The organism is Micromonospora psammae, assembly GCF_036902725.1.
Taxonomy (GTDB): domain Bacteria; phylum Actinomycetota; class Actinomycetes; order Mycobacteriales; family Micromonosporaceae; genus Micromonospora.
This window is the reverse complement of sequence record NZ_JBAKHM010000034.1, coordinates 25,316-42,941: the sequence shown is the minus strand read 5'-3', so window position 1 is coordinate 42,941 and position 17,626 is coordinate 25,316. Positions and strand designations below refer to the sequence as shown.

Here is a 17,626-nt window from a genome sequence, read left to right as displayed (position 1 = left end):
GTTCCGCCGCCTGCGCATCCGCTGGGAGATCCGCGACGACATCCACGAAGCCTTCCTCACCCTTGCCTGTGCCATCATCTGCTGGCGCCGACTCCACCGCTCAAAGAGTTAGGACCTCTAAGCGGCCGTCTCCCCACGGCCGCACGCCACGTTGCGGCGGGCTACTCAGATCTGGTTGACGCCGCCGTCGACGAACAGCTCGATACCGGTGACGAAGCTGCTCTGTTCGCTGGCCAGGAAGAGCGCGGCCGAGGCGATCTCGTCGGGGGTTCCCATCCGGCCCAGCGGAACCTGGCTGGCCAGGAAGCCCTTCAGCTGAGCGGCCTTCTCCTGGTCGGGGGCGAGACCGGTGATGCCGGGGGTGTCGGTGGGGCCCGGGGTCAGCGTGTTCACCCGGATGCGGCGGCCCCTGAGCTCGTTGGCCCAGGTCCGGGCGAAGGAGCGCACGGCGGCCTTGGAAGCGCCGTAGACGCCGAAGGCCTCGTTGCCGACGCTCGCGGAGGTGGAGCCGGTCAGGATCACCGAGGCGCCGTCGTTGAGCAGGGGCAGCGCCTTCTGCACGGTGAACAGTAGTCCCTTGACGTTGATGTCGAAGATCTGGTCGAAGTGGTCCTCGGAGACCTGCTCGAGGTGGCGGAAGGATCCCCCGCCCGCGTTGGCGAACAGCACATCGACGCGTCGGCCCTGCTGCTCGACGGCCGCGTAGAGCCGTTCGATGTCGCTGAGGTCCGCGACGTCGCCCCGGACGCCGGTGACGTCGTCGCCGATCTCAGCGACGGCCGCGGCGAGGGCGTCCTCCCGCCGGCCGGTGATGAACACGTGCGCGCCCTCTGCGGCGAACCGGCGGGCGGTCGCCAGGCCGATCCCGCTCGTGCCGCCGGTGACCACGGTGGTCTTGCCCTGAAGCTGCCCCATGAGCTGCCTTCCGATCATGTCGCTGTCGCCAGCGAGATAGGTGTGCGCCAGCGCTGATCGCCGTGAGCCACGGCGGCGCCTTCGACGCGACGTTTAACGTAACAATAGTTGTTACATCAGGCATCGACAAATGGGGCATGCCGGGCGAGGGTCGATGTAGCATGTGTGGTTACAGCAGACGGGCGGAGGCGGGTGCGATGAGCGGGAACAGCAGGCTGTGCGTCGCCGTGCACGTATTGACGTGGATGGCCCTGGACCGGCGCGACCCGGCCGCGGTGGCCACCTCCCAGCGGATCGCCGTGAGCGTTAACACCAATCCGGTGGTGATCCGCCGCTGCCTCGGCCAGCTCCGCGAGGCGGGTCTCGTTCAGTCCCGGCGGGGCGCGGGCGCCGGCTGGAACCTGGCGCAGGAACCGGAGTCGATCACCCTGCTCGACGTGTACCTGGCGGTCGGCGACGACGAGCCGCTCTTCGCGCTGCACCACTCCCCACCGAGCAGTTCCTGCCCGATCGGGTTCGGCATCCAACCGGCCCTGCGGCAGGTCTTCGGCCGACTCGACGAGGCCGTACGGCGTGAGCTGGCCACCACCACCGTCGCGGACATGCTCGGCGACGTGCTGGCTCAGCAGCCCGCGACGACCTGACGGCGCCCCCGCGGTGCGGGTCGCGAGCCGGCGCGTCCGGGCCCGTGGGTGTCGCCGCGCCGGTGGCGTCTCTGGATCAGTCGGTGGACTCGGCCGCTCGGCGAATGTCGGCGGGCGCGGCGGCGATGACGGTGTCGAGCGCGTCTCGGGACGTCTGCAGGTCGTTGATGGCCTGGATGATCCGGCGGCGCTCCTGGGTGAGGCCGGCCAGCATGACCGAGCAGGTCGGCACGAGCCGCTCACCCTCTTCCCGCACGCAGGGCAGGACGGTAGCGATGGTCGTGGTGCTCAGGCCTGCGGCGAGCAGGCTGCGGATGCGGCGCACCGTGCCGACGTCCGCTTCGCTGTACTCGCGGTAGCCGCTGGGCCGCCGCTGCGGCTGGAGCAGGTGCTGCTCCTCGTAGTAGCGCAGCAGCCGCATCGCCGACGCGGTCGCATCATTCATGAGCTCGCCCACCGCGGACGCCGCCGTGGCCACGATTACGCCGATGGTCAGCGTCGTGCCGGCGGCCACGACGCCCAGGACGGCGTACGCGATGAACCACGCCGCGAACACCGTCGCCCCCAACTCGACCGTCCGAGTCCGCCCGTGGCGGGTCAGCAACCGGGTCATCGGGATCTGCAACAGTGCGACCGCCCGCAAGTCCTCCGCGAGCAGTTGGCCAGTCGCGGCTGACCACAGCGAACGCGCAGGCGCTGAATCCTTCGGTTTCTTCCTGCGAAGGCCGTATCACCCCCAGCACCACCAACTAACCCCGCCGGACCGGTCACACCGGAAATCGGACACTCCCGCCCCGGGGAGGCGAAAGCACGATGCGCTACTCGCGCGAGTCGTCCTCGCGCCGTCGTTACGTCGTCACGCAGCGGACGCCGTACCGGTCCAGGGTCGCCAGCCAACGGCGCGCGTGGTTGGCGCTTTCGGCGCCGCGGTGCAGGCCGGGGTCGAGGCATCCGGCCAGGATGTCGGTCACACCGACCGCCAAGGGCAGCGAGACGCAGCGGGCCATCGCGCTCTCGCGTTCGGTGCCGATCAGGTCGAGCAGGTAGCCCCCGTGCCAGGACCGGCCGTTCCGGCTGCTCAGGTCGAGCTGTACCGACAGGACGACGCGGTCGCGATCGACGTCGGTCGTCGGGTATCGGGCGGCCAGTTCGTGGGCGAGTGTCGTGATCCGGTCCTGGTCGCTGTCGAGCAGCTCCTTGAACACCGGCTGCCAGGCGTCGTGCCAGCCGGACAGCCGCACGGTGCCGCGTACGAAGGTCTCCGCGCTCCAGTGCGCCGGGAAGTGGTACTGGTCGATGAAAGGCAGGCTGTCGCGGTTGGGATACACCTCGAACATTTCAGCGCCCAGCCGCTGCGGCCGGGTCTCCTCCCAGGGGCGACGTGCGTTTCGGACGGAGCCGTCCTCGACGTACCGGGCGGAATTCAGCAGCGCGGCGAGCACTCCGGCGGGCGCCCAACTGAACCGGTACCGGAAGCTGTTCGGCACGGCCGGCAAACCGCCGCAGTACGAGGTGAAGCGGACGGTGGCCGGCCCGTCGACGGCCTGCCGCCCTCGCTCGACGAGCAGGTGGGCCAGCAGGTGGTCGATGCCGGGGTCCAACCCTGCCTCGGTCAGCACCACGGTGGGCGCCCCGGTCGCCGCCGCCTCGATCTCCGGCGATGCGTAGCTGGAGCAGGCGAAGTGGGCGCCGGCTTCGCGGCAGAGACGGATGAGCGCTGGGTGTTCTCCGGCCGGCAGCATGGACACCACGACGTCTCCGGGCGCCACCGCTGGGGCGAGGGCGCCCGGCGTGAGCGACCGGACCGGCACGTGGTCGGCCAGGTCCAGCCGCTCCAGCAGGGTGGTGGCCCGCGCGGGGGTACGGGCCCACATCAGCAGCCGTTGGGCTCGCTCAGCGAGAAGGGACAGGCCGCTGCCGGTGGAGAGGCCGGCGCCTACCCAGTGCACCGTGCCGCTGGCGGGGATCGGGTCAGGCATGGGTTGTCTCCTCGGTGCGGGTGACGGCGTCGTGGAAGGCCCGTTCGCAGCGCCGCCAGGCCGGATGTGACCCGGTGAGCGCGACCAGTAGCGGGAGCAGGCCGGCCGAGAAGGAGGTGCTCGCCTCGACGGGCACCAGCGAGGGGAGGTTGTCGATGGCGATCAGGTCTAGCGGTGGGGGTCCCGCGTGGAGCCGCCGCACCGGTTCCGCCCAGGTCGTGCAGCGGTCGTAGATCGGTAGCACGTTGCACGGGGAGTCGACGTCGCAGCTGACGTCGGCGACGGTGGCCAGCCGCCGATCCGGTTGGTGCAGATCGGCGTTGGTCAGGAACGGCAGGGTGGGCGCGGTGCTGAGTACGGTGTTGACCAGCAGATCGTGGCGGCGCAGCGCGGGCCGGTCCAGGTGGCGGGTCTCGGCGAGGTCCCAGCCGGTGACGTGGGCGCCGGCCGCCTCGAGAGCCGCGAGCGCGCCGCGACCGGCCCGGCCATGGGCGCCGACGACCAGGGCCTGCCCGCCCGGCTCGCTGCGGCGCAACCGTTCGTGCAGCTCGGTCCGGTTCGTGTGGCGTAGGGGAGCGGTGAGGTCACCGGCCTGGTGCAGGAGCGCGAGCGCTGCGCCGACGTACCCGGCCCAGTAGCCGAAGGCCGCCAGCCGGCGACCGGTGTCGTCGGTGAGGTGCTCGACGTCGAACAATGTTCCCCCGCCGGCCCGGAAGCGGCGCAGCAGCGCGCCGGCGCCGCGCTGTCCCTTGTAGGCGTGCCCGAAGAAGATGTGCCGGTGGACCAGTGCCTCCGGTTCCGGTGGCAGCTCCTTGAGGCCCAGGATCCAGGTGTCGCGCGGCGCGTCGACCCACGACCCCGGTTCCGCGGGCCGGCAACCGGCGGCGGTGTAGTCGGTGATCGGGAAGGCCCGGTCGGGGGAGTGCTCGACGGTCACCGTCGCGCCGGTGTCGACGAGCCGCCGCGCGTCCGCCGGTACGAGCGGGGCTCGGCGTTCGTCCGGCCGGGTTTCGTGCCGGATCCAGATGTGAGCTCTGCTGTGCATCGCGTCCTCCTCGTCCCGGGTCACAGCCAGCCGCGCCGGTTTGCCAGGACGCCGGCTTGAAACCGGCTCTCGGCGGGCAGCCGGCGCTGGAGGTCGGATATCTTGCGCCGAACGGTGCGTACGGAGATGCCGAGCTTCTTGGCGACTGTCTCGTCCTTCAGTCCTTCGCCCAGCAACTGCAGCACCATGCGTTCGTCGTCGCTGACCTCCCCGTCGCCGGCCGGTCCCTGCTGGTCGGTCGTATACGAGGTGGTCGCGTCACCCGCCTCCCGCCACCACAGGTCGAACAGCCGGGTCAGCATCTCCACCAGCAGTCCCTCCCGAACCAGGACGGACTGGGCGGCGTGAGCGGGTGTGCCGGCCCGGCGGCCGGTGAGGATGGCGACCGACCGGTCGACCAGGAAGAACTGGGTCCCGGTGGTGACGGTCGTGCGGACCTGGATGCCGGCGCGCAGCTGGGTGACGGCGGTCCGCCGCAGCTCGGGGCGGGCGAGGTCGGCGGGCGGATAGATGGCGCGTACATCGACGCCGCGCTGGTGTGCCTTGAGTGCCGCGTGTGCGGCCGAACCAGCTCCGGGACGGAACTGGTCGGTCTCGGTGTCGATCTGGTGGACCTCGGCCCGGGCGTTGCAGACCAGCTCGGTGATTCGCAGGTCGGCGGCGTCGGCGCTGGGTAGCCGGTCCACCTGCGGCACCGGCGCGTACGCTCTGCTCAGCAGGTGGTCGTTGACCATGCGGGTCAGCTCGCTCTGAAACAGGGCGAGCTGGCTGCGCCGACGGGCGTGCTGGGCGTCCAGCTCGCCGCGCAGGCGTTCTCCCACGACCGTCGGTCCCGTGGAGGTGGCGGCGATATGCCCGGGCGGTTCCCGACGCAGGAGGCCGCAGGACATGAGCCGCTCGAGGCTTGCCGTGACGAAGTCGGGCGGCAGCCCGGTGGCGGCGGCGGTCTGCGACATGGTCGAGTCGGGGTGGACGACGTGATGGCGATAGATGGACTCATCTCGATAGTCAAGACCCAGAAGGTCCCACATGGATGTCTCCCTGGTGCCCTGCTGACGGTGGAGGGATGGCCGTCGGACGGTTCCTACTCGGCGAGGAAGACCGGTTCGGGGTAGTAGCGGTAGCGGCGACGGGTGAGGTGGGCGCCGATGCCGTCGTGGACGGGCGCGGTGAGCAGTGACAGCGGCAGGTCGACGTTGAGCACCCGACCCGGCGCGATGAAGCGGGTCACTCCGGTCGGTAGCACGGCCCCGGCGAGGACGGCTCGGCGGAGCCGGTCGATGCTCCACGGGCGCCACGCGATCCGGACCAGTTCCCCCGCGCCGCCCGGCTCCCCCGCCGGGAGTCGCCGGAAGCCGGCACCGTGCGCGTACCGGTTCACCACGCTCGCCATCAGCCGGGCCGCGGCCGCGACGTCGGAGGTGGCGCACCAGAGGTGGTGAATCATCCCGCCCGTGGCGACGGTCGCCAGGCAGGTGCCGGTGCCCGTACGGCAGGCGGCGCAACGCCCGGTGGTCGTCATCTCCCGCAGAACGCCGCTCACCGCCTCGTCGAGCAGGTGGTGCCACGCGTCGAGCCGGTACTCCTCGGGGGCGAACGACTGGACCAGGGCGTGGGTGGCTCCGAGATGGCGCAGGGCGCTGGTGCGGTGGGCGCCGTCGATGACCAGCCAGCGGGCCCCGAACGGCGTGACGAGGATCGGGTTGCGTTGCACACCGGCTGTGCGCAACCCGCGGGAGACGTCGCGGAGCCGGGCCGGTTCCACGTCCTCGTGGAGGACGAGATCGGAGAGGGGGACGGGCATGAGGCGGCGCAGGACCGGGTCGGCCACGGTCGTGGCGGTCATGGTGGGGGTTCCTTTCCAGTCACCGCACGCCGGATCGTTCCGATCCGGGTGGCGGTACGGCGGAGGGGGTGGTGGTCAGCGCGACGGGTGGATGTGGCTGGTCGCGCCGGGGCGGCTCGGTGGGAGTGGTGGTGGGAAGCCGGACGATGAGCACGACACCTGCGAGGATGAGCGCGAACCCGACCAGTTGTCCGACGGGCGGCCAGTCGGTCAGCGCGGCGTATATGTAGGCGAACCCGGCAAGGGTCTCGATGTTGATCAGCATCCCGGCGGCGGTGGGGGTCAATCGGGCGGACGCGACGTTCCACAGAGCGGTGGCACCCCAGGAGACCAGGATCCCGAGCACCAGCGAAGCGACGACCAGGGCCAGCAGGCCGTCGGAATCCGTGGGCCCGTCGAGCTGGTGCGTCGCCGCCGCGAGGGGAAGCGCCGCCAGGGTGACCGCGCCCGTGGCCAGCCCGACCACGGTCGACCAGCCGGCGAGCGGCAGCTCGGGATGGCGCGCCAGGAAGGCCGCGTTGGCCAGGCCGTACCAGGTCCAGAGCACCACCGCGGCGACGGCGGCCAGCAACCCGAGCGCCTTGGTCGCCAGGGAGCCGGTGTGCGTCGGGGCGGAGCCGGCCAGTTCGAGGACGTTGACCACCAGCATGCCCACGGCGACCAGGCCGATCGGCAGGGCGAGCCGGCGCCATGGATAGCTGCGCCGTAGCAGGTTGCCGACCACCGCCATGCACACCGGGATGCAGCCGATGACGATGTTGGTGACCGGCGCGCCCACGAGCTCGATGCCGAGCACGAGCAGGAGGTAGTAACCGACGTTGCCGGTGACGGCGAACAGCGCGGCGGCGCGCCAGTGCGCCCGGGCGACCCGCCGCAGGGCGGCGCCGCCGAGGGCGAAGAGGGCCAGGGAGACGGCTCCGTAGGCGAGGTAGCGCCCAGCGGTCACCGTCACCGCGCCCCACCCTTGCAGCAGCAACGGGATGAGAAAGGCGAGGCCCCAGATCAGACCGGCGGCCGTGCCCGCGCTGTATCCCCCGATGGCCGACCATGGACGGTGAGTGGTCATGCAACTGCCCTCCGTGGGTAACGCTAGTCTATATGTGTGACTCACGCACCCGATCGCCTCAACAACCTGCTCGGTGCACTGGTCGATGCCCTGTCCAGACAGGTCGAACTCGCCACCACCGCCGTGGCGGGCCAGGGCGGTGGAGCTCCCGCCGCACTCGTGCAGCTGGCCCGGCATTCTGACCTCACCGTCGACGACCTGCGCCGACGGCTCGCCCTCACCCACTCTGCGGTGGTCCGTCTGCTCGACCGGCTGGCCGAGCGTGACCTGGTCGCCCGCCATCGGTCCACCGTCGACGCTCGCCGTGCCCGGCTGTCGCTCACGCCCGCCGGCGCGGCGCTCGCGGCGGCGGTGCTGGAGGCCCGCGCCCGGGTGCTCGCCGCGGCGGTCGACGACCTCGACACGGCAGAGTCCGCCGCGCTCGAGGCGCTGCTCGATCGACTGCTGCTCGCCCTGCCCACCTCCGCCGAGCACAGCAGCCAGATCTGCCGACTGTGCCACCTGCGTGACTGCCCGGCCGACCGGTGTCCCGTCGAGATGCGCTACCAGGAGTTCGTCAGCCGGAGCCGTTGACCTGTCGCCTCGATGGGGCCGTCGGTTCCGCGAGGAGGGACGTCGCACCGGTGGACGTGCCATCGGTCACCGGGGCACGCAGCGCGTCGGCCAGCCGGTCCGGCAGGTCCGGAGCGGGCAGGAACGCGGCGTTCCACACGGCCGTGTAGCGCAGCCCCGCGGCCAGCGGGAGGTCCTGCGTCTGCGCCAGGACCTCCTTGATGCCGGCGACCACCCGGGCCGAGTGCCGCGCGATCCCAGTGGCCACGTCCCGTGCGTGCGAAAACAGATCCTCCGGCGTGTCCAGGACCCGGCTGACAAGGCCGAGCCGGGCGGCCTCCGCGGCGGGCACGTCGCGTCCGGTCAATGCCATCTCCCGGGTCGGCGCGGCGCCGATCAGCCGGGGCAGCCGTTGCAGCGACCCCAGGTCGGCCACCACCCCGATGGTGACCTCCCGGAGGGAGAAGAAGGCGTCCGCGCTGGCGAAGCGGATGTCGCATGCCGCGACGAGGTCCAGACCCGCGCCGACGCACCCGCCGTGCACGGCGGCCACGAACGGCAGCCGGCTGGCGGCGACCGCGTCGAGCGCCCGCTGCATCGCGGCGGCCTCGGCCAGCAGCCGTGCCCGGACGTCCGGATGTCCCGTTCCATGCCGGGTCAGTCGCCGGTAGTGGGTCAGGTACCAGCGCAGGTCGAGCCCGACGGTGAAGCGGTCACCCGCACCGCGTAGCACCACGGCGCGGACCCGCTCGTCGTCTTCGAGCTCGGCAACCAGGTCAGGCAACCGACGCCAGACCGTGGCACCCATCGCGTTGCCGGTGCCGGTACCGCCCATCTCGACCACCGCTACACCCGAGCGGGCGTCCACGTCGAGACGGAATGGGTCGACGGCGACGGCCGTTGGCGCCCCCACCGCTCAGCCCTCGTCCGTGCCGGTGCCCGGCAGGCCGAGCAGGTGGTGCTTGTGGAAGACCAGCGGGGGACCGACGTCGGCGCGTGCCCGCTGCCAGACCGGCATGCCGACGACTAGGACGTGGTCGCCGCAGTCGGCCGTGTCGCGGACACTGCACAGGGTCACCGCGAGAGCGTCGGAGAGGACCGGCAGCCCAGCGTGGTACTGCACGGGTACTCCCCGGAACCGCTCGGTCTGGTCGCCGCGGGCGAACCGTCCGCACAGCTCCCGCTGGTCAGCGCAGAGGACGTTGAGCGCGAACACGCCGGACCGCCGGATCGCCGTGAGCGTGCCGCTGTTCCGGCCGAGCGAGATGACCAGCAGCGGAGGCGACAGCGACACCGACATCATCGCGTTGACCGTGCAGCCGACCGGAACCCGCTCGTGGCGACTGGTCACGATGCTGACGCCGGTCGGCCAGTTGCTCATGAACTGGCGGAACTCGTCCGAACCCGGGGGCCTACCGGAGTCGGACGTCGCCTGCGCAGGGGCAGGCCGCTGGGACCGTCCCTCGACGGTCTGGAGCTGCGACATGGTTCTCTCCTTAGTAGTAAGGCTCGGTTGTCGTCATGCGGCGGGGACGGCGTCCCACCGTGGTTGCCGGGGCAGCTGGGCCAGCGAACGGGCGATCGCCTCGTCGGGGATCACCTCGTCGTCCATGCCGCCGTCCAGCCAGGAGCGGTAAGCGGCCATGTCGAACATGCCGTGGCCGCTGAGCGAGAAGAGAATGGTCGGACGCTGGCCCCGGGCGTCGGCCCGGGCCGCCTCCAGCACCGCGCCGTGCACGGCGTGCGCGCTCTCCGGCGCCGGGACGATGCCCTCGCACCGCGCGAACAGGGCCGCCGACGAGAAGATCTCCCGCTGTTGGTACGCCTCGGCCTCGATCAGACCGCGGTCGTAGAGAGCGCTGATGATCTTCGCTGTGGCGTGGTAACGGAGGCCACCGGCGTGCATCGCTGGCGGTGTGAACCGGTAGCCGAGGGTGTACATCTTCTGCAGCGGCGTCTGCTCCGAGCTGTCGGTGTAGTCGTACGCGTACCGGCCGCGGGTCAGCTTCGGGCAGGCCGCCGGTTCCACCGACAGGCATCGGACGCGGTCGTCCCCGGTCAGGCGGCTACGCAGGAACGGGAACGCGATCCCGCCGAAGTTGCTGCCGGCCCCCAGCCCGGCGACCACCACGTCCGGCCGCTCGTGGAGCTCGGCCAGTTGCTCCTCGGCCTCCAGGCCGATGACGGTCTGGTGCAGCAGCGAGTACGTCTCACCGCTGCCGGCACAGAAACGCGTGCCGGGATCCCGGGTCTCCTCCACCGCCTCGGCGAGCGCGATGGACAGGGTGGCGCCACGTTCGCCGTCGGCCAGGTACCGGCGACCCGTCTCGGTGAGGTCGCTGGGACTGGCGGTCACCGTCGCGCCCAGCAGTTCCATCAGCGTCCGCCGGTGCGGCTTGCCTTCCAGGCTGGAGCGGACCATGAAGATGTGGCAGTCCAGCCCGAACATCTGGCAGGCGGCGGCCACCGCGGTGCCCCACTGCCCGGCTCCCGTGGCGACGGCCAGCCGGGTCGCGCCGGCAGCCCGGTAGTAGTACGCCTGGGCGATGGCGGTGTTCAGCTTGTGGCTTCCGGTGAGATTGCCACCCTCGTACTTGTAGTAGATCCGCGCACCGGTGCCGAGGGCCCGCTCCAGGTGTGTCGCCCGGCGCAGCGGGGTCGGCCGCCACTGCGCGTACCGGTCGCGGACCTCCTCCGGGATCGGCACCCAGGGTCGGGTGGAGTGCTCCTGGCGGGCCAGGCTCAGCGGAACCTGGGGATTGAGGCCCGAACCGGTGGCGCCCTCCGCGGGGACGTCGGGCGGCAGGGTGAAGTCCAGGTCGGCGAGGATGTTGTACCAGGCGGTCGGGATAATCATGACCCCTCCTCGGGGCTGCGGGCCGGCGCCTCCACGGCGACGGCCAGGCCAACGGGTGTGATGTCGCCGAGCGCGTACCAGTTGATCTCGATCCACCGGCCGCTGGCCGCGGTGGGGTCCACCGGGATACGCCACGGTGCTCCGGCGAGACCGGCGCCCGTGGCCTTGACGCAGGCCTCCTGCACGGTCCAGATCCGGGCGAACAGGGCCGCCCGGCGAGCGGCGGGCTGCCGTTCGAGCAGCACCGAGCGCTCCCCGCAGCAGCGGCGCACCAGAGCCGGGTCGAGCCGTGCGGGTGCCTCCTCCACGTCCACTCCGACCCGTCCAGCCGGCCAGTACGCCGCCGCCGTGTACCGCCGGCTGTGCGACAGCGACACGCCGGCCGGCGTACCGGTCAGGCCCAGCGCGCCACCGGGCCGGCGGCGCAACGGGACCCGTTGCGGGGGCAGGCCCAGCGCGGCACCGACGAGGCACCGCACCAGCGCCCGTCCACGGGCGAACTCGGCGGCCCGCGCCGGCGCCATCGACCGGTGACGGCGTCGTTCGGCGGGGCTCAGCAGCGCGGGCACGCCGACGTCCGACGGTTCCGCCGTCCGTACGGCGACCACCACGGCCGGCCGGCCGGCGCCCGTCGGCACGGTGATCACCGACAGGCCGTTCCCGAGCGTCTCACCAGGCAAGGCTCACTCCCCGGTCGAGCAGGGCCAGGGTGCCGTTGGCGGACAGCAGCCGGTCGTTGGCGTAGTTCAGGCTGGCCGAGCGGAGGTCACGGAAACGTCGTTCCAAGGCGAGTGGCGCGTCGCGCAGGTAGCCGTGCCGGAGCCCGGTGAGTTCCACGAGCAGGTCGACGGAGGCAAAGCTCCGTTCGGCGGTGAAGACCTTCAGCGCGTTGAGTCGCAGCTGCACCGGTACCGCCTCGGGGTCGGCGTCGCCGGCCAGGTCCCGCAGGCACTGGGCGAGCAGGGCCGACATGGTGTCCAGGTCCATCCGTACCCGGGCCAGCCGGGCTCGTAGCAGTTCGGACCCGAGGTCGAACTGGCGGCGGCCGGCCGGTGAGCGCAGGAGGCCGAGGACGTCACGCAGCGCACCCCGGGCGGCGCCGAGCCAGCACGCCGCCCAGGCGACGTGCCCGGCCGGGGCGAAAGTCCGTACCGCCACGGTGCGGAACTGCCCGGGCGACCCGACCAGGTGGTGGTCGGGGACCCGACCGCTGAGGTGCAGGGCGCCGCTGTGGGTGCCGCGCATGCCCAGCGGATTCCACGAACCGCTGGTACCCACCTCCAGCTGACTGCGGTCGGCGTAGACGGCCGACACCGCGTCGGGTGGGGCGTCCGGTGCGTCCCGCACGGTGATGAGGAAGCCGTCGGCGTGCTCGCCGCCGGTGACGATGGGGGCGTCCCGGTCCAGGTGCAGGGCGCCGTCGCGCCGGTGCAGCGGGGCGTGCGCGGTGAGCAGGTGCCCGCCCTTGCCCTTCTCGCTGGTCACCGACGCTACGTAGACCTCACCGCGGGCGATGCGGGGCAGCAGCTCCGCACGTAGCCGCTCGGTACCGTGTGCGACCAGTGCGGCGACCTGCTGGCCGTGCATCGCCCAGATCATCGCGGTGGACATGCACTCCCCGGCCAGCGCCACGGCGACCTCGACCAAGTCGTCGAGGTCACCGCCCAGGCCGCCGTACTCGGCGGGAACCAGCAGGCCCATCAGCCCACTGTCCCGGAGGGCGGCCAGGCCGCCGGTGGGGAAGACCGCCTGCTCGTCGATCTTCGCGGCCTCGTCGCGGATCACCGGCAGGACGGCGGCGACCCGGTCACGCAGGTCCGGTGTGGTGTCCGGCCGGGACACGGTGGCGGTCATGACCCAGCCGCCGTCACCCGCGTGCGGGCCGCGCAGACCGCCTGCCACAGGCGGTCGGCGCTGGCGAACGTCTCGGCCGTCATGGCCTCGTCCGGCAGCGCCAGGTCCAGTTCGTCCTCCAGGTCGAAGACCAGTTCCACAGCCTCCATCGAGTCCAGGCCGAGGTCCTTGAGCGGAACGTCCGGCGGGATCGGGGCGTCGCCGTCGAGGCGCTTGAGGTGCCGCCGCACAACGGCCTCGAAGGTCGGGTCCAGAGCGGTTCCGGGCATGGCGGTGTCCTTTCGTGAGGGATGGATGGGTGCTCCGCTACCGGCCGGACGGCACGGCGGCAGATTGGTCCACGGGCAGGTCGACCCGGTCCAGGAGCAGCCGTGAGACGCTGACCGGGGTGTCGCCGTCGACGACCACCTCCACGGGAGCCGGGTGACCGAGGAACGCCAGCAGGCTGGCGGTGAGCCCGTACGCGCCGACGTTGGGCACCGCGAGCAGGGTTCCGGGCCGGGGCGCCGGCAGCTCGGCGGTACGGCTGAAGGTGTCCAGCGGGGTGCACAGCGGACCGACCAGGCCGGTCCGGACGACCTCGGTCGGCGTGTCGTCCCGGTCCACCGGCGGGCGTACGGAGGGAAGGATGGGGGGCAACCGGCGCAGGCCCGCCATCCCACCGAGGTGATTCACGCCGGTGTCGAGGACCGTGAAGAGCTGGCCCTTGGAACTCTTGACGTCCACGACCCGGCACAGCAGGGTGCCGCAGTCGCCGACCAGGTACCGGCCGGACTCGAAGGAGATCCGCGGCGCGCCGTCCCGCCAGTCGGGCAGCCGGTCGTCGAGCAGCCGGGCCAGGCGGTCCGCGAGATCGGGGAAGGTGGGCCGTGCGCCGTCCCGGGCGTACGGGGTGCCGAAGCCGCCGCCGAGGTCGATCTCGGTGAGGTCGCCCAGGACTTTCCGGACGCGGACGGCGATCGCCACGGCCACCTCGAACTGGCGCAGCAGCGTCGCCGTGTCGGTGAGGTTGCTGCCCATGTAGAGGTGCAGCCCAGTGACCGGCGCCTGCGGGCTGCCACGAAAGTCCTCGGGACGGCGCAGCACCCAGGAGGCGTCCGCGCCGAACTGGGAGGCCGTACCGGTCATCGCCAGACCCATGCCGGACACCGGCTCGTCGGCGTTGACGCGCAGCAGGCACTGGGCGCGCGTCCCGTGGCGGGCCACCGCCGCGCCTACCCGGTTGAGGTCGGCGGGGGAGTCCACGGAGAACCGGCGAACGCCGCGGCGCAGCGCGTGCGCGACGGCGGCCGTGGTCTTGCCGGGCCCGGTCAGCAGGACGGCGGCCGGGTCGACGCCGGCGGCGAGGGCCGCGTCCACCTCGCCGGTGGACGAGACCTCGGCCCGGCAGCCGAGCGAGGCCAGCTCGTCGACCAGCGCGGGGTGCGGGTTGGCCTTGAGCGAGTAGTAGAGCAGGGCCGGGTCGGGCAGGGCCGCGCGCAGGTCGGCGTACGCGGCGCGGACCGCTGCGAGGTCGTAGACGTACGCGGGTGTGCCGTACCGTTCGGCCAGCTCGTGGGGGTTCATTCGGCGACTCCGTCCGTGGCGTCCCACCCGGCGCTCAGCACTCGGCGGTCGATCTTGCCGTTGACGCTCAGCGGCAGCGTCTCGACCACCCGGCACTCGGCCGGGATCTTCTGTTCCTCCAGTCGGTCGAGCAGTTCTTTCACCAACCGGTCGGGCGTGATGTCGCCGCACACGGCCAGACGGGCACCGTGCCGGTCGTCCGGTGGAAGGGCGGCCGCGAGTTCGACGCCGGGGATGTCCATGGCGGCGCCCTCGATCTCGGTGGTGCTGACCCGGAAGCCCCGCTGCTTGTAGACGTCGTCGTCGCGCCCGAGGAAGTAGAGGTAGCCGTCGGCGTCCATGCGGCACCGGTCGCCGGTGTGCAGGAGCGGTTGGCCGAACGGATCAGTGCGGAACCGCTGCGCGGTCAGCTCCGGCCGGTTCCAGTACCCGGCCATGACGTGCGGGCCGCGGACCACCAGTTCACCGACCGTCTCTGGCGGTGCCGGCCGGCCCTCGTCGTCGACCACGTACGCCTCGGTGTCCCGCAGCGGCCGGCCGACCGATCCGGGCCGGACGAGGTCGAGGTTCGGCTCGGCGATCGAGATCCGCTTGCACTCGGTCAGGCCGAACATGGCCACCACGTTCAGCGCCGGCAGGTGGGTACGCAGCCGGGTCGCGGTGGACGTCGTCAGCTCGGCGCCGGTGTTGGTCACCATCCGCAGGGCGGCCGGGACGTTCCCGGACCGGTCCAGCAACCGGCACAGCACCGCGGCGAGGCTGGGTACCAGGGGTAGGACGGTGGCACCGGTGGCGGCCAGCCGGCGCAGCAGCGCCGGCCCCGCGTCGTCGTCGTCGCCGAGAGCCAACAGCGAGCCCCCGGCGGTGGCGAGGAAAAGTTGGTAGAGGCCGTAGTCGAAGGAGAGCGGCAGGCAGCAGAAGACGACGTCGTCCGGGCGGTATCCGAGTCGCTCCTGTATCGCGGCGATGGCGAACAACACCTGGCGGTGTGTGGAGACCACGGCCTTCGGCAGCGCGGTGCTGCCGGAGGTGTAGATGAGGCACACCGGATCGACGGACAGGCAGGGCGGGGTGGCCTCGGGCGCGGTCGTCGCGGTGGGCGGCACCTCGTCGAGGCGGCGCAGGGTGGCCTGGACGAGGGGGCGGGCCCGGTCCAGCGCGGCGGCGGAGCCGAGCACCACCTGCGGGGCGCTGTCGGCGAGAATGTGTTCGAGGTGGTAGGGGCGGATCTGGTCGCTGAGCAGTACGAAGACCGCCCCCAGCCGGGAGATGCCGAAGACCAGCGGGGCGACCTCGGCGTCGTTGCGGGCCAGTAGGACCACCCGGTCGCCCCGGCGTACGCCGAGGTCGCGCAGCCAGCCGGCGGCGGCCACCGAGCGCTCGGCGAGGTCGCGGTACGACCAGGTCCGGTCGTGCCGGTGCAGGGCGCGGGCGTCCGGGCTCCGGACAGCCCGTTCGTCGAGCAGGTCGTGCAACAGGGTGGGGCTCACCGGGGGTCTCCCATCGGTCGGCTGGGTGCGAGGGCGGCAGCGTCGTCGACCAGCCGGGCGACATCGTCGACGCTGGTGAACGCCTCCGGCACGATTCGCTCGGGCGGTACCTCGACGTCGAGGTCGGCCTCCAGCCGTTCGAGCACGGTGACGACGGCGATCGAGTCGAAGCCCGGCAGGTCGAACAGGGTCGCCGCGGCGGTCACCTCGGTGGCCGGCACGCCGAGCACGTCCGCCACGGCCGCCACGACACGCTCTCGGACGGCGCTCACCGCCGGCCCCCCGCCGTCGTCCCGACCAGGTCGAGCAGCTCGGCGCGGGCGATCTTGCCGGTGCTGGTGCGCGGCAGCGCTGGTACCACGTGCACCGCTCCGGGCACCATGTAGTGCGGCAAGCGTCGCCGGCAACACGTCACGACCTGCCCGGCGAAATCGCCTTCGGGTGGGTCCTGACCCGGTACCACCAGTGCGTGCAGCCGGTTGGTCAGCGCTGGGTCGGGTTCGGCGACGACCGCCACCTCGGCGACCCAGGGCTGCGTGGCGATGGCCGCCTCGATCTCGCCGAGCTCGACCCGGTAACCACGGGTCTTGACCAGACCGTCGCGGCGGCCGAGCAGGTGCAGGATGCCGTCGGCGTCGCGCCGGGCGAAGTCGCCGGTGCGGTAGAAGCGGCGCCGGCCGGTCTCCGTCGTCAGGTCGATCTTGGCGCGTTCGGTGAGATCGGGCCGGGCGAGGTAGCCCGGGGTGACGCAGTCGCCGGCGATCACGATCTCGCCTTCGCCCGGACCGAGTTCCCGGGCCTGGCCGCTGTCGTCGAGCAGCGCCAGGGTGACGCCGTCGATCGCGTAACCCAGCGGTACGCGGGCACCGTCGCGTGGCGGGCCGGTGAGGGTCCAGCGGGTGACCACGTTGGTCTCGATCGGGCCGTACAGGTTGCTGACGGTGGCCTGCGGCACGGCGTCCATGAGCGCGGCCAGTGGCTCGGCCCGGAACTCCTCGCCGGCGTAGAGGAGCTGGCGCAGCGCCGGCAGGCCCTCGTCACGTAGGGAGGAGCGGTGGAGTAGCGCGGTCAGCGCGGAGGGCACCGCGTACAGGTGGGTGATCGCGCGGTCGTGCAGGAACCGGTACAGGGCCTGCGGGAACAGCGCGGTGCGTTCCGGCACTGGGTGCAGCGTTGCGCCGCCGAGAAGCCCGACATAGACGTCGTAGACGGGCAGATCGAAGTGCAGCGGCGCGTGTACCGCCACTTGGTCGCCGGGACGCAGCGGGAAGGCGCCGGCCGCCCAGCGGACGAACGCCGAGGCGTTGCGGTGCGTGATGGCAACGCCCTTCGGCGTGCCGGTCGACCCGGAGGTGTAGAGGACGTAGGCCTCGTCGTCGGGGTACACGCGGACGGGCTCGCCGGCCGCGGTGTCGGTCGACAACGCCCGGTGCACGGCGCTCGGCAGGTCCTGCACCGGCAGGGCGAGGTCCTCGACGTCGTCGGCGTCGCGGTCGGCGAGAAGCAGCTCGCAGGCGGCCTGTTCGAAGATGAAGTCCCGGCGCTCGCGGGGTGCGCCCGGGTCGATCGGCACATAGCAGCGGCCGGCGTTCAGCGCGGCGAGCATGGCCACGATGGTGTACGGGGTCTTCCGCGTGGTCACCGCGACCCGGCCGCCCAGGTTCGTCCGCTCCCGGAGCACCGCGGTCAGCCCGGTGACAGCCCGGGCCAGGTCCCGGTAGGTGAGGCTTGCGCCGGTCTCGTCGACCAGGGCGGGCACGTCGGGGCGGGCGCGGATGGCGTCCCAGACGGCGTCACTGATCAGCATCATGG

General features: G+C 72.1%; 19 protein-coding genes. 2 read left to right on the top strand and 17 right to left on the bottom strand.

Going from position 1 to position 17,626, the window contains the following annotated elements; translation table 11 throughout:
- Window positions 1-165: 165 nt before the first annotated feature.
- Window positions 166-915 (bottom strand): glucose 1-dehydrogenase, encoded by a 750-nt coding sequence (locus V6U79_RS27560; protein WP_334523808.1) that lies wholly within the window; start codon window positions 913-915, stop codon window positions 166-168.
- Window positions 916-1,112: 197 nt separating this feature from the next.
- Here V6U79_RS27560 and V6U79_RS27555 point away from each other — a divergent pair, with 197 nt between their 5' ends.
- The gene (locus tag V6U79_RS27555; protein ID WP_334523811.1) at window positions 1,113-1,559 is read left to right on the top strand and encodes an Rrf2 family transcriptional regulator; all 447 of its coding nucleotides are present in this window, start codon (window positions 1,113-1,115) and stop codon (window positions 1,557-1,559) included.
- A 76-nt stretch (window positions 1,560-1,635) separates the two neighbouring features.
- On the opposite strand, the gene V6U79_RS27550 is transcribed toward V6U79_RS27555, so the two are convergent.
- The 6 genes from V6U79_RS27550 to V6U79_RS27525 form a co-directional block, all read right to left on the bottom strand.
- Window positions 1,636-2,115 (bottom strand): MerR family transcriptional regulator, encoded by a 480-nt coding sequence (locus V6U79_RS27550; RefSeq protein WP_334616404.1) that lies wholly within the window; start codon window positions 2,113-2,115, stop codon window positions 1,636-1,638.
- Between the two features lie 292 nt (window positions 2,116-2,407).
- Window positions 2,408-3,538, bottom strand: a complete 1,131-nt coding sequence (locus tag V6U79_RS27545; RefSeq protein WP_334616402.1) for a saccharopine dehydrogenase family protein — start codon at window positions 3,536-3,538, stop codon at window positions 2,408-2,410.
- Window positions 3,531-4,583 (bottom strand): saccharopine dehydrogenase, encoded by a 1,053-nt coding sequence (locus tag V6U79_RS27540; protein ID WP_334523818.1) that lies wholly within the window; start codon window positions 4,581-4,583, stop codon window positions 3,531-3,533. The genes V6U79_RS27545 and V6U79_RS27540 overlap by 8 nt, the downstream gene beginning before the upstream one ends.
- Before the next feature lie 20 nt (window positions 4,584-4,603).
- The gene (locus V6U79_RS27535; RefSeq protein ID WP_334616400.1) at window positions 4,604-5,539 is read right to left on the bottom strand and encodes a LuxR C-terminal-related transcriptional regulator; all 936 of its coding nucleotides are present in this window, start codon (window positions 5,537-5,539) and stop codon (window positions 4,604-4,606) included.
- A 128-nt stretch (window positions 5,540-5,667) separates the two neighbouring features.
- A complete protein-coding gene (locus tag V6U79_RS27530; RefSeq protein ID WP_334523824.1) occupies window positions 5,668-6,429 on the bottom strand; it encodes a ParB N-terminal domain-containing protein in 762 nt (253 codons plus the stop codon).
- A 19-nt stretch (window positions 6,430-6,448) separates the two neighbouring features.
- The gene (locus tag V6U79_RS27525) at window positions 6,449-7,495 is read right to left on the bottom strand and encodes a DMT family transporter (RefSeq protein ID WP_334523827.1); all 1,047 of its coding nucleotides are present in this window, start codon (window positions 7,493-7,495) and stop codon (window positions 6,449-6,451) included.
- A gap of 36 nt (window positions 7,496-7,531) precedes the next feature.
- Between V6U79_RS27525 and V6U79_RS27520 the strand changes: the two genes are divergently transcribed.
- Window positions 7,532-8,068 (top strand): MarR family winged helix-turn-helix transcriptional regulator, encoded by a 537-nt coding sequence (locus tag V6U79_RS27520; protein ID WP_334523830.1) that lies wholly within the window; start codon window positions 7,532-7,534, stop codon window positions 8,066-8,068.
- Here V6U79_RS27520 and V6U79_RS27515 read toward each other — a convergent pair.
- Genes V6U79_RS27515 through V6U79_RS27470 form a run of 10 tightly spaced genes read right to left on the bottom strand, consistent with a single transcriptional unit; the run spans window position 8,052 to window position 17,624 of the window.
- Window positions 8,052-8,915 (bottom strand): enoyl-CoA hydratase-related protein, encoded by an 864-nt coding sequence (locus V6U79_RS27515; protein WP_334523833.1) that lies wholly within the window; start codon window positions 8,913-8,915, stop codon window positions 8,052-8,054. The two genes, V6U79_RS27520 and V6U79_RS27515, sit on opposite strands and share 17 nt — an antisense overlap.
- 48 nt (window positions 8,916-8,963) lie before the next feature.
- Window positions 8,964-9,533, bottom strand: coding sequence for a flavin reductase family protein (locus V6U79_RS27510; RefSeq protein WP_334523836.1), 570 nt, complete (start codon window positions 9,531-9,533; stop codon window positions 8,964-8,966).
- 33 nt (window positions 9,534-9,566) lie between these two features.
- Complete coding sequence (locus V6U79_RS27505; protein WP_334616398.1) at window positions 9,567-10,904, bottom strand: TrpB-like pyridoxal phosphate-dependent enzyme; 1,338 nt, start codon at window positions 10,902-10,904, stop codon at window positions 9,567-9,569.
- Window positions 10,901-11,584 (bottom strand): 4'-phosphopantetheinyl transferase family protein, encoded by a 684-nt coding sequence (locus tag V6U79_RS27500; RefSeq protein WP_334523842.1) that lies wholly within the window; start codon window positions 11,582-11,584, stop codon window positions 10,901-10,903. Before V6U79_RS27500 ends, V6U79_RS27505 begins: the two co-directional genes overlap by 4 nt.
- Window positions 11,574-12,758, bottom strand: coding sequence for an acyl-CoA dehydrogenase family protein (locus tag V6U79_RS27495; protein WP_334523845.1), 1,185 nt, complete (start codon window positions 12,756-12,758; stop codon window positions 11,574-11,576). The genes V6U79_RS27500 and V6U79_RS27495 overlap by 11 nt, the downstream gene beginning before the upstream one ends.
- Complete coding sequence (locus V6U79_RS27490) at window positions 12,755-13,027, bottom strand: phosphopantetheine-binding protein (protein WP_334523849.1); 273 nt, start codon at window positions 13,025-13,027, stop codon at window positions 12,755-12,757. Before V6U79_RS27490 ends, V6U79_RS27495 begins: the two co-directional genes overlap by 4 nt.
- A gap of 37 nt (window positions 13,028-13,064) precedes the next feature.
- Window positions 13,065-14,324, bottom strand: a complete 1,260-nt coding sequence (locus V6U79_RS27485; protein WP_334523852.1) for a type III PLP-dependent enzyme domain-containing protein — start codon at window positions 14,322-14,324, stop codon at window positions 13,065-13,067.
- Complete coding sequence (locus V6U79_RS27480) at window positions 14,321-15,814, bottom strand: class I adenylate-forming enzyme family protein (RefSeq protein WP_334523855.1); 1,494 nt, start codon at window positions 15,812-15,814, stop codon at window positions 14,321-14,323. Before V6U79_RS27480 ends, V6U79_RS27485 begins: the two co-directional genes overlap by 4 nt.
- Window positions 15,811-16,086 (bottom strand): acyl carrier protein, encoded by a 276-nt coding sequence (locus V6U79_RS27475; protein ID WP_334523857.1) that lies wholly within the window; start codon window positions 16,084-16,086, stop codon window positions 15,811-15,813. The genes V6U79_RS27480 and V6U79_RS27475 overlap by 4 nt, the downstream gene beginning before the upstream one ends.
- Entirely contained in the window at window positions 16,083-17,624 is a 1,542-nt protein-coding gene (locus tag V6U79_RS27470; protein ID WP_334523859.1) for an amino acid adenylation domain-containing protein, read from the bottom strand. The genes V6U79_RS27475 and V6U79_RS27470 overlap by 4 nt, the downstream gene beginning before the upstream one ends.
- Between the last annotated feature and the right edge of the window lie 2 nt (window positions 17,625-17,626).

Bases quoted from the DNA above. Each gene is read 5' to 3' on its own strand.
- V6U79_RS27485 (WP_334523852.1), bottom strand. From the start codon at position 14,324: ATGAACCCCCACGAGCTGGCCGAACGGTACGGCACACCCGCGTACGTC.
- V6U79_RS27495 (WP_334523845.1), bottom strand. From the start codon at position 12,758: ATGACCGCCACCGTGTCCCGGCCGGACACCACACCGGACCTGCGTGAC.
- V6U79_RS27545 (WP_334616402.1), bottom strand. From the start codon at position 3,538: ATGCCTGACCCGATCCCCGCCAGCGGCACGGTGCACTGGGTAGGCGCC.
- V6U79_RS27490 (WP_334523849.1), bottom strand. From the start codon at position 13,027: ATGCCCGGAACCGCTCTGGACCCGACCTTCGAGGCCGTTGTGCGGCGG.
- V6U79_RS27510 (WP_334523836.1), bottom strand. From the start codon at position 9,533: ATGTCGCAGCTCCAGACCGTCGAGGGACGGTCCCAGCGGCCTGCCCCT.
- V6U79_RS27540 (WP_334523818.1), bottom strand. From the start codon at position 4,583: ATGCACAGCAGAGCTCACATCTGGATCCGGCACGAAACCCGGCCGGAC.
- V6U79_RS27505 (WP_334616398.1), bottom strand. From the start codon at position 10,904: ATGATTATCCCGACCGCCTGGTACAACATCCTCGCCGACCTGGACTTC.
- V6U79_RS27525 (WP_334523827.1), bottom strand. From the start codon at position 7,495: ATGACCACTCACCGTCCATGGTCGGCCATCGGGGGATACAGCGCGGGC.
- V6U79_RS27470 (WP_334523859.1), bottom strand. From the start codon at position 17,624: ATGATGCTGATCAGTGACGCCGTCTGGGACGCCATCCGCGCCCGCCCC.
- V6U79_RS27555 (WP_334523811.1), top strand. From the start codon at position 1,113: ATGAGCGGGAACAGCAGGCTGTGCGTCGCCGTGCACGTATTGACGTGG.
- V6U79_RS27535 (WP_334616400.1), bottom strand. From the start codon at position 5,539: ATGTCGCAGACCGCCGCCGCCACCGGGCTGCCGCCCGACTTCGTCACG.
- V6U79_RS27530 (WP_334523824.1), bottom strand. From the start codon at position 6,429: ATGACCGCCACGACCGTGGCCGACCCGGTCCTGCGCCGCCTCATGCCC.
- V6U79_RS27560 (WP_334523808.1), bottom strand. From the start codon at position 915: ATGGGGCAGCTTCAGGGCAAGACCACCGTGGTCACCGGCGGCACGAGC.